Source organism: Cytophaga hutchinsonii ATCC 33406, from assembly GCF_000014145.1.
In the GTDB taxonomy this organism is placed as follows: domain Bacteria; phylum Bacteroidota; class Bacteroidia; order Cytophagales; family Cytophagaceae; genus Cytophaga; species Cytophaga hutchinsonii.
This window is the reverse complement of record NC_008255.1, coordinates 2,835,105-2,855,798: the sequence shown is the minus strand read 5'-3', so window position 1 is coordinate 2,855,798 and position 20,694 is coordinate 2,835,105. Positions and strand designations below refer to the sequence as shown.

Genomic DNA, 20,694 nt, shown 5'->3' with positions numbered 1-20,694 from the left:
ATTTAATTATTTCGTGCGGTCCGCCGTGGCGGATGAAAGCACCGCTATTAATATTATCAAAGAAGCCTACAATAAATGCTACTTATTGTTAGGCACATGTTTTATTTTTTTATTAATCCAATTGTAAATTCCATTACAGGATCTTTTCCTTGAATCATATCAGTAATATCTGGTTTCACCTCATAATCGGGTTTAACCCCGTGTCCATGAAATTTTGACCTGTCTACATGCAATACTATTCGATATCGTGGAATCTGAACTTTAATTCTAGAGTTTGTTAACGTTAAATAATAATGATGTTCTCCTGTTCCACCTTCAAATAAGCCACCTGGCTCTTCTCCAATAATTGTTCCTCTTCGATTTTGATAAATTAGGGATGCTACTTGAGCAGAAGACGAGTTTGATTGTCCATCTACTAACAAGTATATATTTCCAGTGAAAGTTACATTTGATGGATTTTGCTGCCCTAATCCTCTGGCATTTTTAACAACTTTGTAGAATCCATTGTCCATTGGAACAAAAACTTTTGTAGAATCAAAAGCTATTTTTTCTTCAAAAGTAAATTTTGTCGTAATTAAAGAATCGCAATACCGAAAGGGTTGATTCAATATCTTGGAAAGTAAATAAATTGGGTACTCTCTAGGTCCTCCTATATTCCAGCGTAGATCAATTATGAGATTAGTTATTTGTCTTGTATTTAAATTATGAATACTTGAATCCAAAAAACTTTTGTATTCTGTAAAAGGGACCCTATCAAACCATTTGATTTTAATAGTTCCATAGTTATCACGTTTGTTAATCGATAACTTTGTATATGGACCTATATTAAAAGGTTCTGGTTTTAAGTGAATTTTGTTTTCTGTTCGATTTGTTCTTATTGAATCAATTAAATGTTCAGTTAATGGTTCTAATTCAACTATTTTTGATTTATTCTTACTTTGGTATTTAATTGAATACTGATTTTGAGGTTGAAATATGTACTTGAACCATTCTTCTGCAACTCTCTCTTTTGTAGTTTCAATAAATCCATCGGTTACAACAGATGCTTTTAATCGTGTTATAATTTCCTCTGATTTTTCATTGTTTATTTCTAAAATTCTTGTTCCTGGGGATAATTCATTATTATAGCTACAGTTGTTATAAACAAACAATTGATTTTTATAAATTTTAAAATCTAAAGGTATTAACGTATTTGATTCTTCACGATTGGGTAATTGTTGCCAAGTATGTGCATCTTTGATTAATAAAAAGATAGGAGATATTAATACTGAAAATTCTTTCTCTGTATTTGTTTTGTATATTCCTTTTTTGATAGCACTTAAAGTGCTATCAAATTCCATTGGAGTACAAAATCTATAAAGTGAAGGGTGAATAGTTTTTAATTTTTGCTCTAATTCATCAATATCATTTAATTGCTGTTGAATAGATAATAAATTTTCATTCTGTCCATAAATGGAAAAAGAAATAATAGCAAAAATAAAAAGTAACAAGGTCGTATTTTTCATTTTAAAATTGTGCCTAACGGTTAACAATGCAATTTGTAGCGGTATTTAAAGATAAGAACTTTAACGGAACAGCGTAAACAAATTGCTGCGGAAAATTATATTCTTTTTAAGCATCAGATTTCCGCAGGAATTTGGAGGAGTAGGGAAGAGCTCAAGTGTTTCCTGCCAAACGAACCGCTATAAATTTTATGGATTGTTACCAGCAATTTTTTATAAATCACCAATAAACCTGTTTCCATACACTATCAGATTTACGATTATGCCAAGTTGTCTTTATCTTATTTTCTAATTGTCCTTTATAATTATATTCTTTTTCAATTGTTTTATTTAATGCTTTACCTAAAAACTTTCTTCTTTTAGTCTTTTTACTTACCTGACTATTATTATAATATTCAAGAGTGACATCCCTCCAAAAACTATTATATTCAGCTGATAAAATTATTCCATCCTCGGTGTAATGGATTGTTGTTTCCTTTCTAAATTTTGAATAATATTTATATTTACTTTCAAAATTGACTAAAATGAAAGTACCGTTAGTGTCTACTATAAAAATCTTTTTTGCCCATCCATTTTTATAATCAAAATGTTCGAAACGTTGAGTTTTGATTAATTGGCTGTCTTTGTCAAAGTATTTCCAAACTCCATCTTTTGAATAGATACCTTGTTTCTTAGTAACCCAGCCTCCGTTACCATCTGAAGTTGATTGTATACCACTCTTAAATTGCCCAAATGAGTACGAACTATCACTACAATGATATTTCCATTCTCCTACAGGTTGTCCGTGACGGTAGTTTCCAATAATAAATGTATTGCTGTCACTACTATAAGTATATAAATGAAGGCCTTGATAAAATCCTAAATTATCAAGTTTATTGAGCGTATCTCCTTGATGAGTTACAAATATTGAACTATGACAAAACCCTGATGGATATTCTTGCCCACATTGCCCATAGGATTTTATAGTTAAAAAAGTCAATATGATTATTAGTCGATATCTCATTAAAGTTTCTGGTAACGGTTGTGGTAACATTTGTTGTAGGTCTTGAAAGCGCAAAGATTCAGAACCCGCACAACATTTTTATTTAATTACTTCGTGCGGTCTGCCGTGGCTGATAAAAGTAACGCTATTACTATTATCAAAAAGCCTAAAATAAATGTTGTCCATTTTTAGGTTTATTATTCATTACCATTTATTTGAATTGCAAATTATTGTTTTATTGTCTATTAAAAACAAAATATCAAAGTTTTTAAATCCAAAATTTTTTGTCAATATTTTCTTTCTCTTATATTTTAAGGGAGAATTTATTAAATATTCATTTTCAGATGTTTCAAGATACACATCACTACTATGAAATCCCTTAGTCAATAATTGAGAGTATATATGATTATAATCTGTTGTCTCTAATTGATATATATAAGATATGTTATAGTCCCCAAAACTATAAATCGTATTGTTCCCAGAATATCGAATTAGTTTAGCAGAATCAGGTAAAGTTAATTTTGTATTTTCTTCAAAATTATTTGAATAAAATGATTCTAAAGGGTAGAAGTTTGTAATAATAAAAAAGCTAAATATTATTAATAAAATGACGCTTACAAATACGGCTAATTTTAGTCCTAACTTTTTCTTAAAAATAAAAAAAACAAATCCGACGCACAATAGAGGTATAATGATAAAAATTAATGTAGATATTAATATTGATAAAATAAAATGTTCCATATTTATTATGTTGAATGATTCGATTTTAACTAGTAGTACTACACCTAACGTTCTGGTACTACAGCGGGTTTGATACTAAATTAAGCCATTATTCGGATTTGCCAAATCATCAAAAATACAAAACCGTTTTTTCATTAAACCAATTACCTCAATCCGTTGTAGTAGCTGTTACCAACTGGCATTTATCGGTCTTCAATTTTGTGTCCTAGTTCAATAAAAAAATGCCTTAATAAGTCGTAAGTTTTATTGTCTCCATTTATGCGGGAAAACATTTTCGTTTCCATATATTCACAACTTAAACAGATATTTAAAGTAGATATGATTTGGTTCAATTTGTCGTAAAAAACTATTGCATCACGATAAATAGGAGCACACATCCAAGATGGTACGTCCTTAATTTCAGTCCTCAAGATATTTTTCAGTATGTTTATTTGAGGGTCTGTGGCTTTAAAAGTGTTTGTTTTTGTGCTGGAAGGATGAAATTGTCCTTTGTCATTGACTAAATATTGTGTAACCCCAAAAAGTTGCTGTAATTCAAAAAAACGCTTTTCTTCGAGGATTGTCAAATCATTATGCTTTTCTTTTCTAATCTTTAACTTCTCATATTCTTGTTGACTTGTCTTATTACTTTTTTCAAACTCCGTTCCTCGCTGAAATGAATACATCTCAACATAGTCAAATGGCAAATTATTTATATAGTCAATCGAGGATATATTTGTGTATTTTATCATCTTATGCTTGCTGGTAACGTTTAACATAGTTAGCGATATGTTAAAGATAATAAGTTTAACGGAACAGCGTAAACAAATTGCTGCGGAAATCATATTCTATTTTACCATCAGATTCCGCAGGAATTTGGAGGAGTAGGGAAGGGGGCTAGTGTTTACTGACCAACGAACCGCTATAAATTGCAGGTATTGTTGTAGCCAGTCTATTTTCCATACATCTCCAATACGAATTTCACATTGTCATTGTTTAGACTTTCAAGTCTTTTAAAAGTTATTAATGATTTTTCAGAATCAATTGTTTTAAGAGCATGCACACATTTTCTTAATGTAGATTCCAACTCATCATCATACCACCTAAAAATATCCTTTTAAAGAACAATCTCGATAATTGGCTCTATGAATCGATCATCACTGAAACTTCCTAAATAAATAATATTAACCAAGTCCTCATATTAGCTGTGCCAAGTGGCTTTGAGAGCTTACGCAATGTAATCATAATGACTATAATTGATTCCCTTTTAATTATCAAAATTGAGACAAATGCTTAGATCCTCTTGATTTTTATTTTACAGCTTCTACTAAATTCATTTTCATTTTGATTATATAATATCTCTTAATTCACTAGATCCTTCAGAGTTTTGAACTCTCGCTATTCGAAAAACCATATCTTCAAAGTCTGAAAATCCTTCTCCTTTCCTTACTGTAATTAATATTCTTCCATGATCAATCAAGCATTCAACTCTTATTATTAAATCTTCATAATCAATAATTGTCTCGTTCAAGATTAATCCGGTCGCACTTTGTCGATAGGTCTCGTCATCTACATAGATATGAAAGTCTTTTAGATTCAATTCTTGTCCAAATAAACATTTGAAGTCTTCAGATATCTGCACATGAACTTGGTGCACCGCATCCTGAAGTCTTTTTTGTATGTCCGTTTCATCTATTAGGTTAAGATATAAACTATCACTAATGCTCTTTATTGCTTTGTATGACTTCATTCCTGATTGGCTATAACGGTTGTGGTTGCATTTGTTTTAGGCCTTGTAAGCGCTGCGCTTTCCTAAACACCGAACCCGCACAACCTTTTAAATTTAATTATTTTGTGCGGTCCGCCGCGGCGGATGAAAGCACCGCTATTCTTATTATCAAAGAAGCCTACAATAAATGCTACTTATTGTTAGCGTATGTATTTTCGTTTTTGAATGATTGAGTCATAGTATTTGCTATGATAATCTGGCCTGTCAAAAACCTTTAATCCTAAATTGTCGAATAAAGTTTTAAATGCATTTAAATCACCTTTAATATTAGGTTTACTTGATCGATAATATCCGCATTCATAACAAACCGAAATATAATTGACTAAAGTGTCCCTATTTAGAAAAATTATATTGTGTCTAGGATTAAAACAATCGGCTGGAAAGATTTTTTTTCCAGGCTTATTTTTCAAACCATTTATAATTGAATCTAAAGTTTCAATTTGTCTTTCTGACAATGAAACAGAAATTGTATCATTTATTTCTGATAAATCAATCAAATTCCCTTTATTTAAAATTCTATAAAAAGGGTCAATAGTTGCAAAGGTAATTACACTATCATATTTAAAATTTAACCAATTCTCATTAGTTGAATCTGACTTACAAATTGACGAATGATTTTTTTCTATCCTATTTTCGCAAGAAAGAGTACAGATAATCAAAATTATAAAAAGAAAATGTTTCATCATTAATATATACGCTAACGGTTTGCAGATTTGCGATGGGCGGGATTTTTAGCATAAAAGTTCATTTGGAGAACTGAACTTTTCGTTACCACAAAGCTGTCTAAGAAGCACGAAACCCCGCCTATTGCAACTGTGCTGTTATAAGCAGCCTTTATTTCATCTTCGATTTTATTAAACATTCGTTAAGTCGATTTTGAGTTTCTTCGTCCAGTTTCCATTGACCATAGCCTCTTTTGCTCGGCCCAAGTCGTCTAAAATGATTGCCATTTAATTTAAACGGTAGGGATTTGTGAAATTTGTATATCAGCTCGTAACATTTATCATTATCGATAGGATAAGGAATAATTAAATGCAGTCTGACAAAAAGCCTTCCCGATTCAATTGAACACATAATATGTCCATATGGCTCTGGACTTTTTCCGTAATGATAAAAACAAGAAATCCAGTATTTAGATAAAGGCAAAAAACTGTCGTCCTTTAGTTTGTCTATGTAATCTAATAGGTCGAGAATATTTGCATTTTCATTTTCCCAGGTCATTGTATTTTCCATTTTCTCAAATCCTGCGTTGTCCCATTCTCTTTTTGCAGTACCTAAGAAATTGTTTAGCTTCTCAATTGTGTTACGTGCCTTTTGCAACTCGTTGTTCTTGTCGTGGCTTAAAGTCAATTGAAGCCTGTTGTCGGTTGTAGCTTTAAAACTGCTTACAAAACTGTCAATTAATCTTTGAGTTGCTCGTCTTACGTTTTTGTCACGTACACCATGTCCATGAGAATTTGACTTTGGCGGGCTATAAACAAAATAAGAAAGTGTCTTGTCCATGTTGTTGTGTGCCTAAGGTTGCTTATAACGGTTGTGGTTGCATTTGTTGTAGGCCTTGTAAGCGCCAAGATTTCCTTAACACTGTACCAGCATGCATTTTAATTTAATTATTTTGTGCGGTCCGCCGCGGCGGATGAAAGTGCCGCTATTCTTATTATCAAAGAAGCCTACAATAAATGCTACTTATTGTTATAACCATTTGTTATTCTCAGAGTTTATGACCGTCAGCTAAACAAGGTTCTGCGTATCCTATTGTCTCTTGTGTTTCTAGCTCGACTAACTTCTTCTTTATATTTTTATAGTCGACTGTTGAAGGAATTTCCATTGCAAAATATCCTTCATTCACTTTTTCTGAAACACAACCAAGTTCTTTGAATAAGTCACGGATTTGATTTATATCTTTTGACTTGTCAATTAACACAATTTGAACTGTTGAGTTGCCCGAATATCCAACGGTCTTGCGGTATGTTAGCATTTGTTCTTGATCGTCAAACTCTGCAAATACAATATCGTCTGATGCAACATATGGTGCATAAAATGGAATGCTGTCAAGTTTGTAAAATCCTTTTTCTTTATCAACTATTGTCGCCCACATTGTCTCGACTGTTTCTTCGTCCAAGACGTTACTATGAAAACGAAATAATACTTTAACGTAATTATTGTCTTGTGTTAGCATTTCACTTTTTGAAAATTTATTCTTAATCCAAATAACACAATATGATAATAATAAGGCTAATGAAAAATCTGTAAATAAAAATCTAGGTTTAAAACCAAAATCATCATAGCAATTATCACATTTGCCTTCAAAATGCTCATAGAAGATATATGGAAAACCATAAGTATCAATACCATCCGAGATTGCTTCATGTTTCATTGTCAACAAAGTCATTACAATGAAAATAATCAAAGTCAAAATTATCGTTGATTTAGCTGTCTTCATAAAATTGGCTATAACGTTTCTGGTTACATTTGTTGTAGGCCTTGAAAGCGCCAAGATTTCCTTGACTCCAAACCCGCACAACCTTTTAAATTTAATTATTGTGTGCGGTCCGCCGCGGCGGATGAAAGCACCGCTATTAATATTATCAAACAAGCCTACAATAAATGCTACCTATTGTTAGGTGCTGGCGTATATGAATGCTTATTTAAAAGCCATTTATTTTTATTGATTATCATATTTATTGCAGTCCATATTTTTTAGTTATTATTATGTTTACTATTTAAATCTGGATTAACTGCAAATCCAATTTACTCACAACACCAAATCGAAAATCCATTTGCCAAAATGTTTAGTGTGATTATTCAATGTAAACAAAGTGGAAATTCTAAATTGTCAATCTGCTTTTTTTCTTAAATAGAAGATAAATTGAATACCCTCCATTAGGTTCTGTTATTGCTGTATCAAATAATTCCCAACCTTCATTATTCATTTTTTTTACTTGTTTTAATGCCGGTGAAACAAGGTAATACGAGTTGCCATTTTCTTTTACATCTACATCAATTTTAGTATATACCTCACCATTTATATCAACTTCAACTATTTTATCTTTAAATCTATATGTAACCATTGCATAGTCATACTTATTCTGAGCTTGTAAATTATTTAAAATACTAAGAAATAAAATACTTGTCAGAAGAATAGATTTGAATAATGTTTTCATTTTGCTTGGGTTTAAGTTGTATTATAAAGACTGTCTTAAAATATCGTAATGCTGCACTTTTGGATTCACAACGGTTGCACCTACCGGTCCGCGGCTTTGCGAAGTGGCGGAAATCGAAGCACAAATGTTCAATTCAGCACTACCGTAGCCAATGCTTTTTTTATCGTTGGCTAAATTACACTTAACTCGCCATTACGCAAAACCGATGTTACCTGCTGTTTTTTTCTTTCAGCCGTTCAATTTCTTTTGTCAGCGTTTGTTTTTCTGTCTTGGATTTTATTAGTCCGATTGCCTGTTCGTAATGTGAAATTGCTTTGTCAATGTCTGTATCAGCATACAAGTAACCTAACAATTCGTGATAATAGTTGTTGCCTGTCAGTTTTAGTTTTTCGGCTTCGGATACTGCTTGGTTATGTCCGTAAACTTTGGCAAATGCAAATGTCCTGTTTAATGCTGTTATGGGCGAATACTCAATAAGAACAAGTTGATTATAAAGCTGTAAAATGTGTTGCCATTTGTTCTGGTCTGTCGGTGTAGTATGCCAATAAGCGATGCCTGCTTCCAAATGATATTTTGAAATTTCGATTCCGTTGCAGGCATTTACCAAATAGTAATTCCCTTTTTCAATCAGCGTTTTGTCCCACAAACTTTTGTCCTGTTCGTCAAACAAAATGGCTTCGCCTTTGTCGTTTGTTCTTGCTTCAAGCCGTGAGCTTTGAAAACACATTAAGGAAAGTAATGCGTTTGTTTGCGGTATGTTGGTGTAATTGTTTTCTGTCAGGATTAAAGTTAGTCTTACAGCTTCCGAACAAAGTTCTTTTCTGATTAACTGATGATTGGTTTTGGAAAAATAACCTTCGTTAAACAGCAAGTATAAAGTTTTTAAAACGGTGTTTAATCTTGATTTGATTTCTGTTTCGCCTAATGTTTTGATTTTAAAATTGTCGTTACGAAGATTGGTTCTGGCTCTTTGCAAGCGTTTTTTAATGGTTTCAGGTTTTGTAAGAAAAGCGTTGGCGATTTCTTCCACGCTGAAACCGCAAAGAATTTGAAGTGCCAAACAAATTTGACTTTCCGTTGAATTGCTTGGATTACAAACCGCAAAAATTATTGCCAACTGACTGTCTGAAATGTTTTGACTACTAAACTCAAAATCTTTTTCAGTTTCAATTTCATTTGGTTTTATTGCTTCTTTGATTTGCGTTTCAAAAACGGAAATGTGTTTGAAATAATCTTTGGTCTTGTTTTTGGCAACTGCGTAAAGCCACGCTGTCGGGTTTTCAGGTATTCCGTTGATTGCCCAATTTTCGGATGCTTTCAGAAAAGTTTCACTTGCTATGTCTTCTGCAATTTCAATATGCTTTAAACCAAAATGACGGCATAAAACAGCCGTCATTTTAGCGTATTCCTGTCGGAATAAGTGAGGTAAAAGTTCGTTATGTGATTTCGTTTCGTCCAATATTAGTCACGTTTTAAAACTTCACGAACTTCGATGTTTCCTCCGACTTGGTCAAAAATCGGATTGGCTTTAGCAATTTCCACTGCTTCGTCAATTGTTTCAGCTTTTACAATAACATAACCGCTTATAAATTCTTTGATTTCGGTGTAAGGTCCGTCCGTTACCACATTGTTAGGCTTTACGGTTTTCGCACTTCCTGGAATGGGTAAAAGTGTATTGCCTTTGTCCACTAACTTGTTTTGTGAGGCGATGCCCGCTAACCAATTCATTCGTTCCTGCATTTGTTCAGGTGATGGTTTGAAGTCAGTAATGTTTTTCAGTCTGAAAATTAACGCAAATTCTTTCATTCTTTTAAAATTTTATTGTTCGTCCTAATGACGATTTGAATTTCAGAACGGGGACAAAAGTCGCATTTTTTTTTGTCGGAGTGTGTCGGTCAGTAAAATTGCCACTAACGGTTAACATGCAATTTGTAGCGGTATTTAAAGATAAGAAGTTTAACGGAACAGCGTAAACAAATTGCTGCGGAAATCATATTCTATTTTACCATCAGAATTCCGCAGGAATTTGGCGGAGCAGGCAAGGGTACTAGTGTTTACTGACCAACGAACCGCTATAAATTGTAGGTATTGTTACCAGAAATTTTTTATAAATCACCAATAAACCTGTTTCCATACACTATCAGATTTATCAAAGAAGCCTTCAATTTATATTTTTTCTTTTTAGTTTTATGGCTCAATAAAAAAGCCTCCTGTTTTAGCAGGAGGCTTTAGATTATATCTTGTAAAAAGATCTTACTTTTTTGAAGAAGCCAATTTCGCTGCGTAGAACTCTCTGTTCATACGGGCGATGTGTTCCTGGCCGATTTCTTTCGGACATTCAGCAGAACATGCTTCTGTGTTTGTACAGTTACCGAAACCTTCTGCTTCCATCTGGTCGATCATTGCTTCAACACGCGAAGCTCTTTCCGGATGACCTTGCGGTAACAATGCCAGCTGAGAAACCTTTGCAGATAAGAACAACGTAGCAGAAGCATTTTTACATGCTGCTACACAGGCACCGCAGCCGATACAGGTTGCTGCATCCATGGCATTGTCTGCATGCTCTTTAGGGATTGCGATCGCATTTGCATCAATGGTTACGCCCGTGTTTACAGACACATAACCACCTGCCTGTATGATACGGTCAAACGCAGAACGGTCAACAACTAAATCTTTTATAATAGGGAAGGCCTTCGCTCTCCATGGTTCAATGGTAATGGTTTCGCCATCCTTGAAGCTGCGCATGTGCAGCTGACACGTTGTAATGCCTTTTTTAGGCCCGTGTGCATGTCCGTTGATGTACATACTGCACGCACCACAGATACCTTCGCGGCAATCGTGATCAAAAGCGATGGGTTCAACACCTTTTTTAATCAGACCTTCGTTAACAACATCAATCATTTCAAGGAAAGACATATCCGGAGAGATATCCTTCGCTTCGTATGTTTCAAGTTTACCTGAAGATTTAGCATCTTTCTGACGCCAAACCTTTAACGTTAAATTCATGTGACCTGACATATTACTTATAACTTCTTTGAGTTAATTTAACACTTTCAAAATTCAATACTTCTTTGTGTAATACTTCCGGTTGATTATCGCCTTTGTATTCCCATGCAGCTACGTAGCAGAAATCGTCATCGTTACGCAATGCTTCGCCTTCTTCTGTCTGTGATTCTTCACGGAAGTGACCACCACAGGATTCAGAGCGGTTCAAGGCATCTACCACCATCAACTCTCCAAGTTCCAGGAAGTCAGCTACACGGCCTGCACGCTCAAGCTGCTGGTTCAGTTCTTCGTTTGTTCCGGTTACGTTTACATTCTTCCAGAAATCGGCACGTAATTCCTGAATCAATACCTGTGCTTTTTTCAGACCTGCTTCATTACGGGCCATACCGCAGTATTCCCACATGATGTGGCCCAATTCACGGTGGTATTCGGCAACCGTTTTCGTTCCTTTTATTGCTAATAGTTTTTTCGTCTGTTCTTCAACCTTCGCTTTTGCTTCAGCAAATGCAGGGTGTTTCGTATCTACCGCTTTCGGTCCGATCTTAGCTAAGTAATCACCAACTGTATATGGCACTACAAAGTAACCATCAGCCAAACCTTGCATTAATGCTGATGCTCCCAAACGGTTTGCACCGTGATCAGAGAAGTTCGCTTCACCTAATGCATACAAACCTGGAATCGTAGTCATCAGGTTGTAATCAACCCAAAGACCACCCATTGTATAGTGAACGGCAGGGTAGATACGCATTGGTTCTTTATACGGATTCTCACCGGTGATCTGCGCATACATGTCAAATAAGTTGCCGTATCTGGCACGTACGGTGTCTTCGCCCAAACGGCTGATGGATTCAGCAAAGTCAAGATAAACAGCTAAGCCGCTTGTACCAACACCTTTGCCTGCATCGCATTGTTCTTTTGCGTTACGTGATGCCACGTCACGCGGAACAAGGTTACCGAATGACGGGTATTTTCTTTCTAAGAAGTAATCTCTTTCGTCTTCGGGAATTTCGCTTGCTTTACGTTTATCGCCTTTTGCTTTCGGAACCCATACACGGCCATCGTTACGAAGTGATTCAGACATCAATGTTAATTTAGACTGATGATCACCTGAAACCGGAATACATGTAGGGTGAATTTGTGTGAAGCATGGGTTTGCAAACAATGCACCATGTTTGTGTGCTCTCCATGCTGCAGTTACGTTTGAACCCTGCGCGTTTGTAGATAAGAAGAATACGTTACCGTAACCACCTGTACAAAGAAGTACGGCGTGTGCAGCGTGTGTATCAATTTTACCTGTTTCAAGGTTACGTGTTACAATACCTTTTGCTTCCCCATCAATCATTACCAGATCCAGCATTTCTTCACGCGTGTGCATTTTTACTTTGCCTGTGTGAATCTGACGGCTAAGTGCGCTGTAAGCACCTAATAATAATTGCTGTCCTGTCTGGCCGCGGGCATAGAACGTACGGGATACCTGAGAACCACCAAATGAACGGTTATCTAATAAGCCACCGTATTCACGTGCGAACGGAACACCCTGTGCAACGCACTGGTCAATAATATTTACAGAGACTTCCGCTAAACGGTGAACGTTTCCTTCACGCGCACGGTAGTCACCACCTTTTACTGTATCGTAGAACAGACGGTAAACAGAGTCACCATCGTTCGGATAATTTTTTGCTGCATTAATACCGCCTTGTGCTGCGATGGAGTGCGCACGGCGCGGACTATCCTGAAAGCAGAATGCCTGTACGTTGTAACCTAGTTCTGCTAATGAGGCAGCGGCAGAAGCACCTGCAAGACCAGTACCTACAACAATAATGTTGTACTTTCTTTTGTTGGCAGGGTTTACCAATTTAAGATTGAACTTATGTTTGGTCCACTTTTCAGCTAACGGTCCGTCTGGTATTTTCGAATCTAATATCATAATGCTATAACAGAAGGTTTAATAATTATCTACAGAAGAGAAATATAATAGGAATAATGGCAAAGCCAAGCGGGATAAGGCCCCAGAAAACAAAACCTACTGCTTTGATTGCCGGAGTATATTTAGGATGTCTTAAACCCAATGTCTGGAAAGCACTCTGGAAGCCGTGGTATAAGTGGAAGCCCAACGCGATCATGGAAAGTACATAGATCGCTACAACTGCCGGCTCATGAAATTCTTCCACAACTTCAGCATACATGTTTTTTACAGTAACATCATCACCGTTTTCCAATGTGTATGTAACCATTGGTAAATCATGCGTTAAGCCCATGTAAGCCAGTTTAAAATCTTTCAGGTGAATGATCAGGAAGATCAGGATCATTGTACCCAAAACACCCATCCAGCGGGAAGAGAAAGAACTTGTTTTACCCGGATCGTTGTAAGCATAACCTACTGGACGTGCTTTTTTGTTTTGGATGGTAAGGTATGCACCCCATACAACGTGCCCAAAGATAAAGGCAAAGTTTACATACGATATTGCCTTAATCAATGGATTAGAAGTCATGAACTTGGTATACAAGTTAAAAGCTTCTCCGCCATCATTATGCAGTAATTGAAAATTACCTGCCAGATGCACTGCTAGAAAGGTGCATAAAAACAAGCCTGTAAGGGCCATAATTACTTTTCTACCAACACTGGTAGAGAAAATCGTCTGTGTAAACCAACTCATCTTTTATCCTTTTATTTTTACCTGTTCGATAAATGTTTTTTATTATCTTGCCAAAGTTAACTTCAGACTTGAAATCTTGCAACCTAAATTATTATTTGTATATATTCTAAATTAAGTTTTTTCGTTCTCTAGCTAACAACAAACTGTCTTTCATTGTTTTGAACCTGAATGGAAACTTTAAAAAATCTAAGAAAATTTACGTACGTAGTTATACTTGCAATGATTTGCACGTTTTCAAGCCAGGCAACGCACATCCGGGCGGGAGAATTTTCAGCCAGAAGGCTTTCTTCAACTACGCTTGAATATGAAATTACATTGGTATTGTATTATAATTCATTAAGTGCTGCCGCGATTCCGCCATATGGTGGTGATGTTTTAGTTGAATTCGGAGATGGGGAAAGCGCAAGAGTATATAGAAGCGCGCCCATTGATGTGGGCAATAATACGTCTAAAAATGTATTTGTTACAAAACATCTCTATGGTGGCCTGGGCAAATATATTGTGCGGATGAGTGAAGCTAACCGCAATGGGAACATTGTAAACATACCGAACTCCGATTTTGTACGGTTTTATGTAGAAATGCAGATCTGGATCAATTCTTCTTTTGGACTGAATGATAGCCCGGTTATGACGGTACCGCCTGTTGATTTCGGGAACGTAAATAAAATTTACACACACAACCCGGGGGCGTATGATCCTGATGGTGATAGTCTTTCATATGAATTAATTCCGGCACAAAGTAATATTGGTGCCCAGATTGCAGGATACAATTATCCGGGATCACCCGTGTTTGGCGGACAAAGCACGCTCGGCGGACCTGCTTTTCTTACGCTTAATGCGAGCACAGGTGATATCGTATGGAATACACCTAGTGATGCAGGGGCTGTACCGAGATATTACAATCTTGCCATAAAGATTACGGAATGGAGGTATGGCACGGCAATCGGTTACATTGTGCGCGATATGCAGATTGAAATAAAACAGGAAGATAATTTTCCCCCTGTACTGGCAATGCCAAAAGATACCTGTATTGAAGCAGGTAAATTATTGCTTTCAACGGTTTCCGCCTCTGATCCGGATGGGAATAGAGTGAAACTTGAAGCGTATGGACAAACCTTTGAATTGAGTGCTCCGTCTGTAAAATCAACGTTTCCAACTATTGGCCCCGTTATCAATCCAACCGGTCAGTATACCTGGCAAACACGCTGCTCGGATGTGCGCAGACAACCGTATCAGGTAATCTTCAAAGCAAGCGATCAGGATGCAACACCTATTTTAACCGATGTGCGTACGTGGCTGATTTATGTGAAAGGTCCTAAAATAACCGGCGTCACTGCAACACCGGGTTTTGATTTTGTTACCTTAAACTGGTCTCCTTATACCTGCAGTGCAGATGCTACTAAAATTAATATCTACCGGAAAGACTGTGATCCGGCAGTACCTGTATCAGACCCTTGTACTACAGGTCCTTTAGCCGGCTATGTACTGGTTGGAAACGCGAAAGGTACAGACATTACATTCACAGATACGAATAAAGGCACAGGATTGAGCAAAGGCAAATCGTATTGTTATATACTGGTTGCTGAATACCCGGCACCAGCGTATGGCGAAAGTTATCCTTCAGATCAGGTATGTGCGCAGCTGAACCGGGATGTTCCTGTATTTTCACAGATGGATGTAACTGTAACATCTGCCACAGCCGGTGAAGTGTTTTTGAAATGGTACAAACCTTCAGCAGCAAGTGTTCCCGGGTCATATACCTATGATGTAGAAAGAGGTGTTGGTTTAAATCCAACTACATTTACAACGATTGCTGCGGGTATCAGTGACACGGTATACACCGACACAAACATTGATACCAAAAACACCATTTATTCTTACCGAATAAAACTGTTAAACAACAACCTGAAAACAACTTATGTTCCGCTGTTCGATTTAACAGCAGTGGCAGGCAATGCACAGGCAATACTCAACTGGACCTATAAAACACCTTGGACAACAGATTCTGTGCAGATATACAGAAAAATAAATGTTGCCGGTACCTTTACCAAATTGATTACGCTGCCAAGTTCAGCGGTTACCTATACAGATAATGCTGTTACGAATTGTGATACGGTATATTACTATTTACACCAGTATGGCTCTTATTGCGACGATGCCTTAAAAGCCATTGCTACACAGATTTCAGCCATTGATTCCGTTCTTCCGCTGGATGATAATCCTCCGCCTGCGCCTGCATTATCAGTAGTTGGCTGTAATGGAGATATTACGGTATTTCAGAATGTATTAAACTGGACAAATTTATCAAACCCGCAATGTGATATCATTGATCATTATAACATTTATTTTGCTACACATAATACAGATGAATTAGGTTTGCTGCGTACAATTCCAACAGGTACGACAACATATACACACATAAACATGCAGACAACGGCTGGCTGTTATCAGGTTTCAGCAACCAATGTTGCCGGAGTGGAAGGAGCCAGAAGTGATAAAATCTGTGTGGACGATTGTGTTGATTACAGGCTTCCCAATTTGCTTACCATCAATAACGATGGGTTTAATGACTTGATGAGACCGTTTGATGTTCCGCAAGGTGCACCAAGAGGAGCAGAGCTTGTACGTTTCTCTGTCTATAACTGCTGGGGAGCGCTTGTGTTTTTTAAAGATACAGACCCTAATATTATGTGGAACGGTTCTTTAAATGGTACGCCGCTTTCAGATGGTATTTATTATTACAATGCAGAGGTTCATTTCTATGGACGTGTGAATAAAGACGATGAAGTAAAAAATCTTAAGGGATGGGTACAGTTACTGACAACAAAATAAATACGTCCCAATCATTGATCTTGTTTGATGGTGTATGCCATTTCTGTAACAATTCAGTGAACTTTGTGATTGACCGCGATCCTGAAAAGAAATTTGTATTTGCTCCGCTTCAATCAGATTATGCAAAAGAACGATTGACCCAACTAGGTGCGTACAATGCTTCTGTTTATACGGTGATCCTTATCCGCAACAATAAGCTATACAAGCGTTCAAGAGCTGCACTGGAAATAGCCAGGCGACTTAATGGCTTGTGGCCATTGTGTTATATGTTTATTCTCATACCCGGATTTATACGGGATGTTGTTTATAATTTTATTGCTAAAAACAGATATAAATGGTTTGGCAAAATGGAAGCATGCCGCATACCTACACCGGAAATGCGCGAGCGATTTTTATAAGAAGTTCTGAGTACTCAGTATAAAGTGCTTAGTACTCAGTACTCTATACTTAGTACTAAATCTGTCACAGTTCTTTACTTTGGAAATAAGTAAATAAAGGAATAGTTTTGTTCCCTTATACTTAGTTTAAACAGTAAGAACATACTATGAAAGCATACGTTTTCCCTGGTCAGGGGTCTCAATTTTCAGGAATGGGTAAAGACCTTTTTGAAAACTCTGCGAAAGCAAAAGAATTATTTCTTCAGGCAAATGATATTCTGGGATTCGATATTACGAAAGTAATGTTTACAGGTACAGACGAAGAATTAAAGCAAACGAATGTAACTCAACCGGCTATATTTATTCATTCTGTTATACTTGCTAAGATCAGCGAAACATTTGCACCTGAAATGGTGGCAGGTCACTCGTTGGGCGAGTTTTCTGCCTTAGTTGCAAATGGTACATTATCTTTTGAAGATGGATTAAAATTAGTATCCAAGCGTGCTGCTGCCATGCAGAAAGCATGTGAACTTGTACCGGGTACAATGGCAGCTGTATTGGCCTTAGCGGATGAAAAGGTTGAAGAGATATGTGCATCTATTGCAGATGAAGTTGTTGTCGCAGCGAATTATAACTGTCCGGGACAATTAGTTATTTCCGGCAGTGTAAAAGGAATAGAAAAAGCATGTGAGCTGATGAAAGCAGCCGGTGCAAAACGTGCGTTGGTATTACCTGTTGGTGGCGCATTCCATTCGCCTTTAATGGAACCTGCCCGTATTGAGTTAGAAGACGCAATTAAAAATACATTGTTCAGCAAGCCTGCATGTGCCGTTTACCAAAACGTAAATGCCAAGCCTTCAACAGATGTTGAAGCAATCAAATTAAACCTGATTGCTCAGTTAACGGCTCCGGTCCGCTGGACACAGTCTGTACAGAATATGGTAAAAGATGGCGCAACAACGTTTGTTGAATGTGGTCCGGGTAAAGTATTACAAGGTCTTGTAAAGAAAATTGAATCCGGCACGGAGGTAGCTTCGATTTAATAATTTTAGTATTAATGAAAGCGTACACAATCTTATGATTGGGTGCGCTTTTTTATTTTTACAATGCCTAAGGCCCAGAGCCTAATGCTGAAAATGTGAGCCACAAGCTTTAAGCCTTTAGCTTTTGGCATTAAGCTTTATCACTTCCAACATATCCGTACACCGCTCCAGCAGCTGCTGATTTGAAAAATTGTATATCGGATGTATGAAATCCGGCATCACTTCACAAAGAGGCACTAACACAAACCTGCGTTGTTGCAGGAAGGGATGCGGTACTTTTAGTATTCCGGAAGCAATAATATCCCGGTTAAAATATAAGATATCAATATCAATTGTGCGGCTGCCCCATTTTTCTTTTCTGTTTCTGCCCAGTTCTTTTTCGATCGATAGACACAACGCTAATGTTTTCTCTGCTGTACATGCCGTTTGACAAACCAATACCTGATTTAAAAAATCCGGCTGATCTTCAAGTCCCCAGGATTTGGTTTCATAGTATGAAGATATTTTTGTAATAGAACCGATCTGCTGAGCAATTTTACCGGCAGCCTGCTCCAGAAAATTCTTACGTTCACCCAGGTTGCTGCCAAGCAAAAGTACAGCGCTATGTAATTGCTGATTTTTCATTATGCTGTAAAGATAGGTACTGAATAGGTAATTTCTGTAAAATAAATATGGGGAAAACAGATGTATGGGTACAATAAAAAACAGACTTCACACGACTATACGCATAAATAACTTTATCAGCTAAATAATCAGGCTTTTAAAGTATTCAACTCTCTTTCAGGTTTTGTATATTTGAATGAATTAACCACTATTTCCTATGAGTTTTATAAAACAAGTTCTGGCTGTTTTTGTTGCGTTTGTATTGTTTGTTGTGCTGGGCATTCTCATTATCGTAGCATTGTTCTCATCCGGTAAAGAAGATGTTTCTGCAGCCGTAAAAGAAAATTCTGTATTAAGGCTTACGCTGGATAACGAAATTATTGAACGTGAATCAGATAAACTATTCGATGGGTTGCTGGATCCGAGAGGTGCTGCTTCAAAGATCGGCCTGCTTGAATTAAGAGAAGCCATACAGGAAGCCGCTGTAAATGATAAGATCAAAGGTATTGTTATTGAGATTAAATTTGCGAATACCGGTATTGCTACCTGGAAAGAATTAAGAGATGAATTGACTGCATTTAAAAAATCTGGGAAATTTATTATTGCTTATGGTGAAATGTACACCGAAGCAGGATACTATCTGGCATCTGTGGCAGATGAAATATATTTGCCTGAATCAGGTATGCTTGAGTTTAATGGCATTGGTGTAAACATGCTTTATTTTAAAAACCTGTTGAGTAAAATAGGGGTTAAGACAGAAGTGTTCCGTGTAGGTAAATATAAAAGTGCAATTGAACCGCTTGTTAACGATCACATGAGTGACGAAGACAGAGAACAGGTACACTTATATATAAACTCATTGTATTCAGTCATGCTGAATGATATTGCGTCGTCCAGAAATATTCCGTTAGCGTCATTAAAAAATATTTCAGATTCAATGCTGGTACGCAATGCGCATGATGCAAAGAAATATGGCCTGGTTACAAACGTAGCTTATTACGATGAGATGTTATCTTCTCTGAAGAAAAAACTAACTGTTGAACCGGATCAGGAAATTGATTTTGTTTCATACAAAAAAATAATAAAAGGCAAACCTGAAAAAACAACCTCAAGTGAACCGCATATCGCTGTTTTATTTGCCAACGGAGAAATTCAATCGGGCAAAGGTGATAATGAAACAATCGGGTCAGAGACATTTTGTACAGATTTACGTAGGCTGCGCGAAGATAAAAATGTTAAGGCAATTGTATTACGTGTGAACTCACCGGGTGGCAGTGCACTGGCATCGGATCTTATCTGGAGAGAAATTATGCTGGCACGTGAAGTGAAACCCGTGATTGCCTCTATGGGTAATGTAGCTGCATCAGGAGGCTATTACATTGCTATGGCCTGTGATACAATCGTGGCTTCACCGGCAACAATAACCGGTTCCATTGGCGTATTCGGTTTATTGATGAATACAGAAGATTTGCTGAACAACAAGCTGGGCATTTCTACCGATCGTGAAAAGACCGGTTTATATTCCGACCTTGGTTCGCTTACACGCCCGGTAACAGACGCGGAACGTATGATTATTCAGAATGAAGTAAATGCCATTTATGCTACGTTTATCAGAAAAGCGGCAGAGGGAAGACACACTTCTGTTGAAACGATAGAAGTACACGCATCCGGTCGTGTATGGGCAGGGAAAGATGCCAAAGAAAACAACCTGATTGATGTATTCGGAGGCATGAATGATGCTGTTATGCTGGCTGCTAAAGCAGCAAATATGGGAGAAAAATATGCGTTGGTGTATTATCCGGAACAAAAAAATCAGGCTTTGATTGCTCTGATGAATGCTTTTTCAGACGATGAAGAAGCAAAAATAAAAACCTTCGGCGCATACTATACACATTTCAAAACGCTACAGTCTTTACCTAAATATCAAGGCGTACAGGCCCGGATTCCTTATTTTATGGAAATAAAATAAGGAAAGTCTAAATATTATATCTTCACGCTGAATTACTTAGCATTCAAGAG

At 36.8% G+C, this 20,694-nt stretch carries 19 protein-coding genes; 4 read left to right on the top strand and 15 right to left on the bottom strand.

The window, feature by feature from the left end:
- Nucleotides 1–101 precede the first annotated feature (101 nt).
- The 14 genes from CHU_RS12090 to CHU_RS12020 form a co-directional block, all read right to left on the bottom strand.
- Nucleotides 102–1,505, bottom strand: coding sequence for a S41 family peptidase (locus CHU_RS12090; RefSeq protein ID WP_041932371.1), 1,404 nt, complete (start codon nucleotides 1,503–1,505; stop codon nucleotides 102–104).
- 217 nt (nucleotides 1,506–1,722) lie between these two features.
- Complete coding sequence (locus CHU_RS12085) at nucleotides 1,723–2,535, bottom strand: hypothetical protein (protein ID WP_041932370.1); 813 nt, start codon at nucleotides 2,533–2,535, stop codon at nucleotides 1,723–1,725.
- 153 nt (nucleotides 2,536–2,688) lie between these two features.
- Nucleotides 2,689–3,225, bottom strand: coding sequence for a hypothetical protein (locus CHU_RS12080; RefSeq protein WP_011585850.1), 537 nt, complete (start codon nucleotides 3,223–3,225; stop codon nucleotides 2,689–2,691).
- Nucleotides 3,226–3,407: 182 nt separating this feature from the next.
- Complete coding sequence (locus CHU_RS12075; protein ID WP_202944116.1) at nucleotides 3,408–3,983, bottom strand: hypothetical protein; 576 nt, start codon at nucleotides 3,981–3,983, stop codon at nucleotides 3,408–3,410.
- A 569-nt stretch (nucleotides 3,984–4,552) separates the two neighbouring features.
- Nucleotides 4,553–4,954 (bottom strand): hypothetical protein, encoded by a 402-nt coding sequence (locus CHU_RS12070; RefSeq protein ID WP_041932369.1) that lies wholly within the window; start codon nucleotides 4,952–4,954, stop codon nucleotides 4,553–4,555.
- A gap of 179 nt (nucleotides 4,955–5,133) precedes the next feature.
- Nucleotides 5,134–5,676 (bottom strand): hypothetical protein, encoded by a 543-nt coding sequence (locus tag CHU_RS12065; protein ID WP_143144116.1) that lies wholly within the window; start codon nucleotides 5,674–5,676, stop codon nucleotides 5,134–5,136.
- Between the two features lie 151 nt (nucleotides 5,677–5,827).
- Nucleotides 5,828–6,496: a hypothetical protein gene (locus tag CHU_RS19430; protein ID WP_011585847.1), complete on the bottom strand. Its 669-nt coding sequence runs from the start codon at nucleotides 6,494–6,496 to the stop codon at nucleotides 5,828–5,830.
- 208 nt (nucleotides 6,497–6,704) lie between these two features.
- On the bottom strand, nucleotides 6,705–7,436 hold the full coding sequence (locus CHU_RS19740; protein ID WP_238379273.1) for a DUF4265 domain-containing protein: 732 nt from the start codon (nucleotides 7,434–7,436) through the stop codon (nucleotides 6,705–6,707).
- A gap of 385 nt (nucleotides 7,437–7,821) precedes the next feature.
- Nucleotides 7,822–8,157 carry a hypothetical protein gene (locus CHU_RS12045; protein WP_011585845.1) on the bottom strand — a complete coding sequence of 112 codons (336 nt, stop codon included), beginning with the start codon at nucleotides 8,155–8,157 and terminating at the stop codon, nucleotides 7,822–7,824.
- A gap of 208 nt (nucleotides 8,158–8,365) precedes the next feature.
- Nucleotides 8,366–9,616: an RNA polymerase sigma factor gene (locus tag CHU_RS12040; RefSeq protein WP_011585844.1), complete on the bottom strand. Its 1,251-nt coding sequence runs from the start codon at nucleotides 9,614–9,616 to the stop codon at nucleotides 8,366–8,368.
- A gap of 2 nt (nucleotides 9,617–9,618) precedes the next feature.
- Complete coding sequence (locus CHU_RS12035) at nucleotides 9,619–9,963, bottom strand: YciI family protein (protein WP_011585843.1); 345 nt, start codon at nucleotides 9,961–9,963, stop codon at nucleotides 9,619–9,621.
- Between the two features lie 447 nt (nucleotides 9,964–10,410).
- Nucleotides 10,411–11,163, bottom strand: coding sequence for a succinate dehydrogenase/fumarate reductase iron-sulfur subunit (locus CHU_RS12030; RefSeq protein ID WP_011585842.1), 753 nt, complete (start codon nucleotides 11,161–11,163; stop codon nucleotides 10,411–10,413).
- Between the two features lie 13 nt (nucleotides 11,164–11,176).
- Entirely contained in the window at nucleotides 11,177–13,090 is a 1,914-nt protein-coding gene (locus CHU_RS12025) for a fumarate reductase/succinate dehydrogenase flavoprotein subunit (RefSeq protein ID WP_011585841.1), read from the bottom strand.
- A gap of 25 nt (nucleotides 13,091–13,115) precedes the next feature.
- Nucleotides 13,116–13,820: a succinate dehydrogenase cytochrome b subunit gene (locus CHU_RS12020; RefSeq protein ID WP_011585840.1), complete on the bottom strand. Its 705-nt coding sequence runs from the start codon at nucleotides 13,818–13,820 to the stop codon at nucleotides 13,116–13,118.
- Nucleotides 13,821–13,988: 168 nt separating this feature from the next.
- Here CHU_RS12020 and CHU_RS12015 point away from each other — a divergent pair, with 168 nt between their 5' ends.
- From CHU_RS12015 to fabD, 3 genes are all read left to right on the top strand, one after another.
- Complete coding sequence (locus CHU_RS12015) at nucleotides 13,989–16,652, top strand: gliding motility-associated C-terminal domain-containing protein (RefSeq protein WP_072356023.1); 2,664 nt, start codon at nucleotides 13,989–13,991, stop codon at nucleotides 16,650–16,652.
- Complete coding sequence (locus tag CHU_RS12010; RefSeq protein WP_011585838.1) at nucleotides 16,625–17,050, top strand: thiol-disulfide oxidoreductase DCC family protein; 426 nt, start codon at nucleotides 16,625–16,627, stop codon at nucleotides 17,048–17,050. Before CHU_RS12015 ends, CHU_RS12010 begins: the two co-directional genes overlap by 28 nt.
- Before the next feature lie 146 nt (nucleotides 17,051–17,196).
- The gene (fabD, locus tag CHU_RS12005; protein WP_011585837.1) at nucleotides 17,197–18,072 is read left to right on the top strand and encodes an ACP S-malonyltransferase; all 876 of its coding nucleotides are present in this window, start codon (nucleotides 17,197–17,199) and stop codon (nucleotides 18,070–18,072) included.
- A 117-nt stretch (nucleotides 18,073–18,189) separates the two neighbouring features.
- Here the strand turns inward: fabD and folK are convergent, their stop codons facing one another.
- Nucleotides 18,190–18,696, bottom strand: coding sequence for a 2-amino-4-hydroxy-6-hydroxymethyldihydropteridine diphosphokinase (gene folK / locus CHU_RS12000; protein WP_011585836.1), 507 nt, complete (start codon nucleotides 18,694–18,696; stop codon nucleotides 18,190–18,192).
- 196 nt (nucleotides 18,697–18,892) lie between these two features.
- Between folK and sppA the strand changes: the two genes are divergently transcribed.
- Nucleotides 18,893–20,644 carry a signal peptide peptidase SppA gene (gene sppA / locus CHU_RS11995; RefSeq protein ID WP_011585835.1) on the top strand — a complete coding sequence of 584 codons (1,752 nt, stop codon included), beginning with the start codon at nucleotides 18,893–18,895 and terminating at the stop codon, nucleotides 20,642–20,644.
- Nucleotides 20,645–20,694 lie beyond the last annotated feature (50 nt).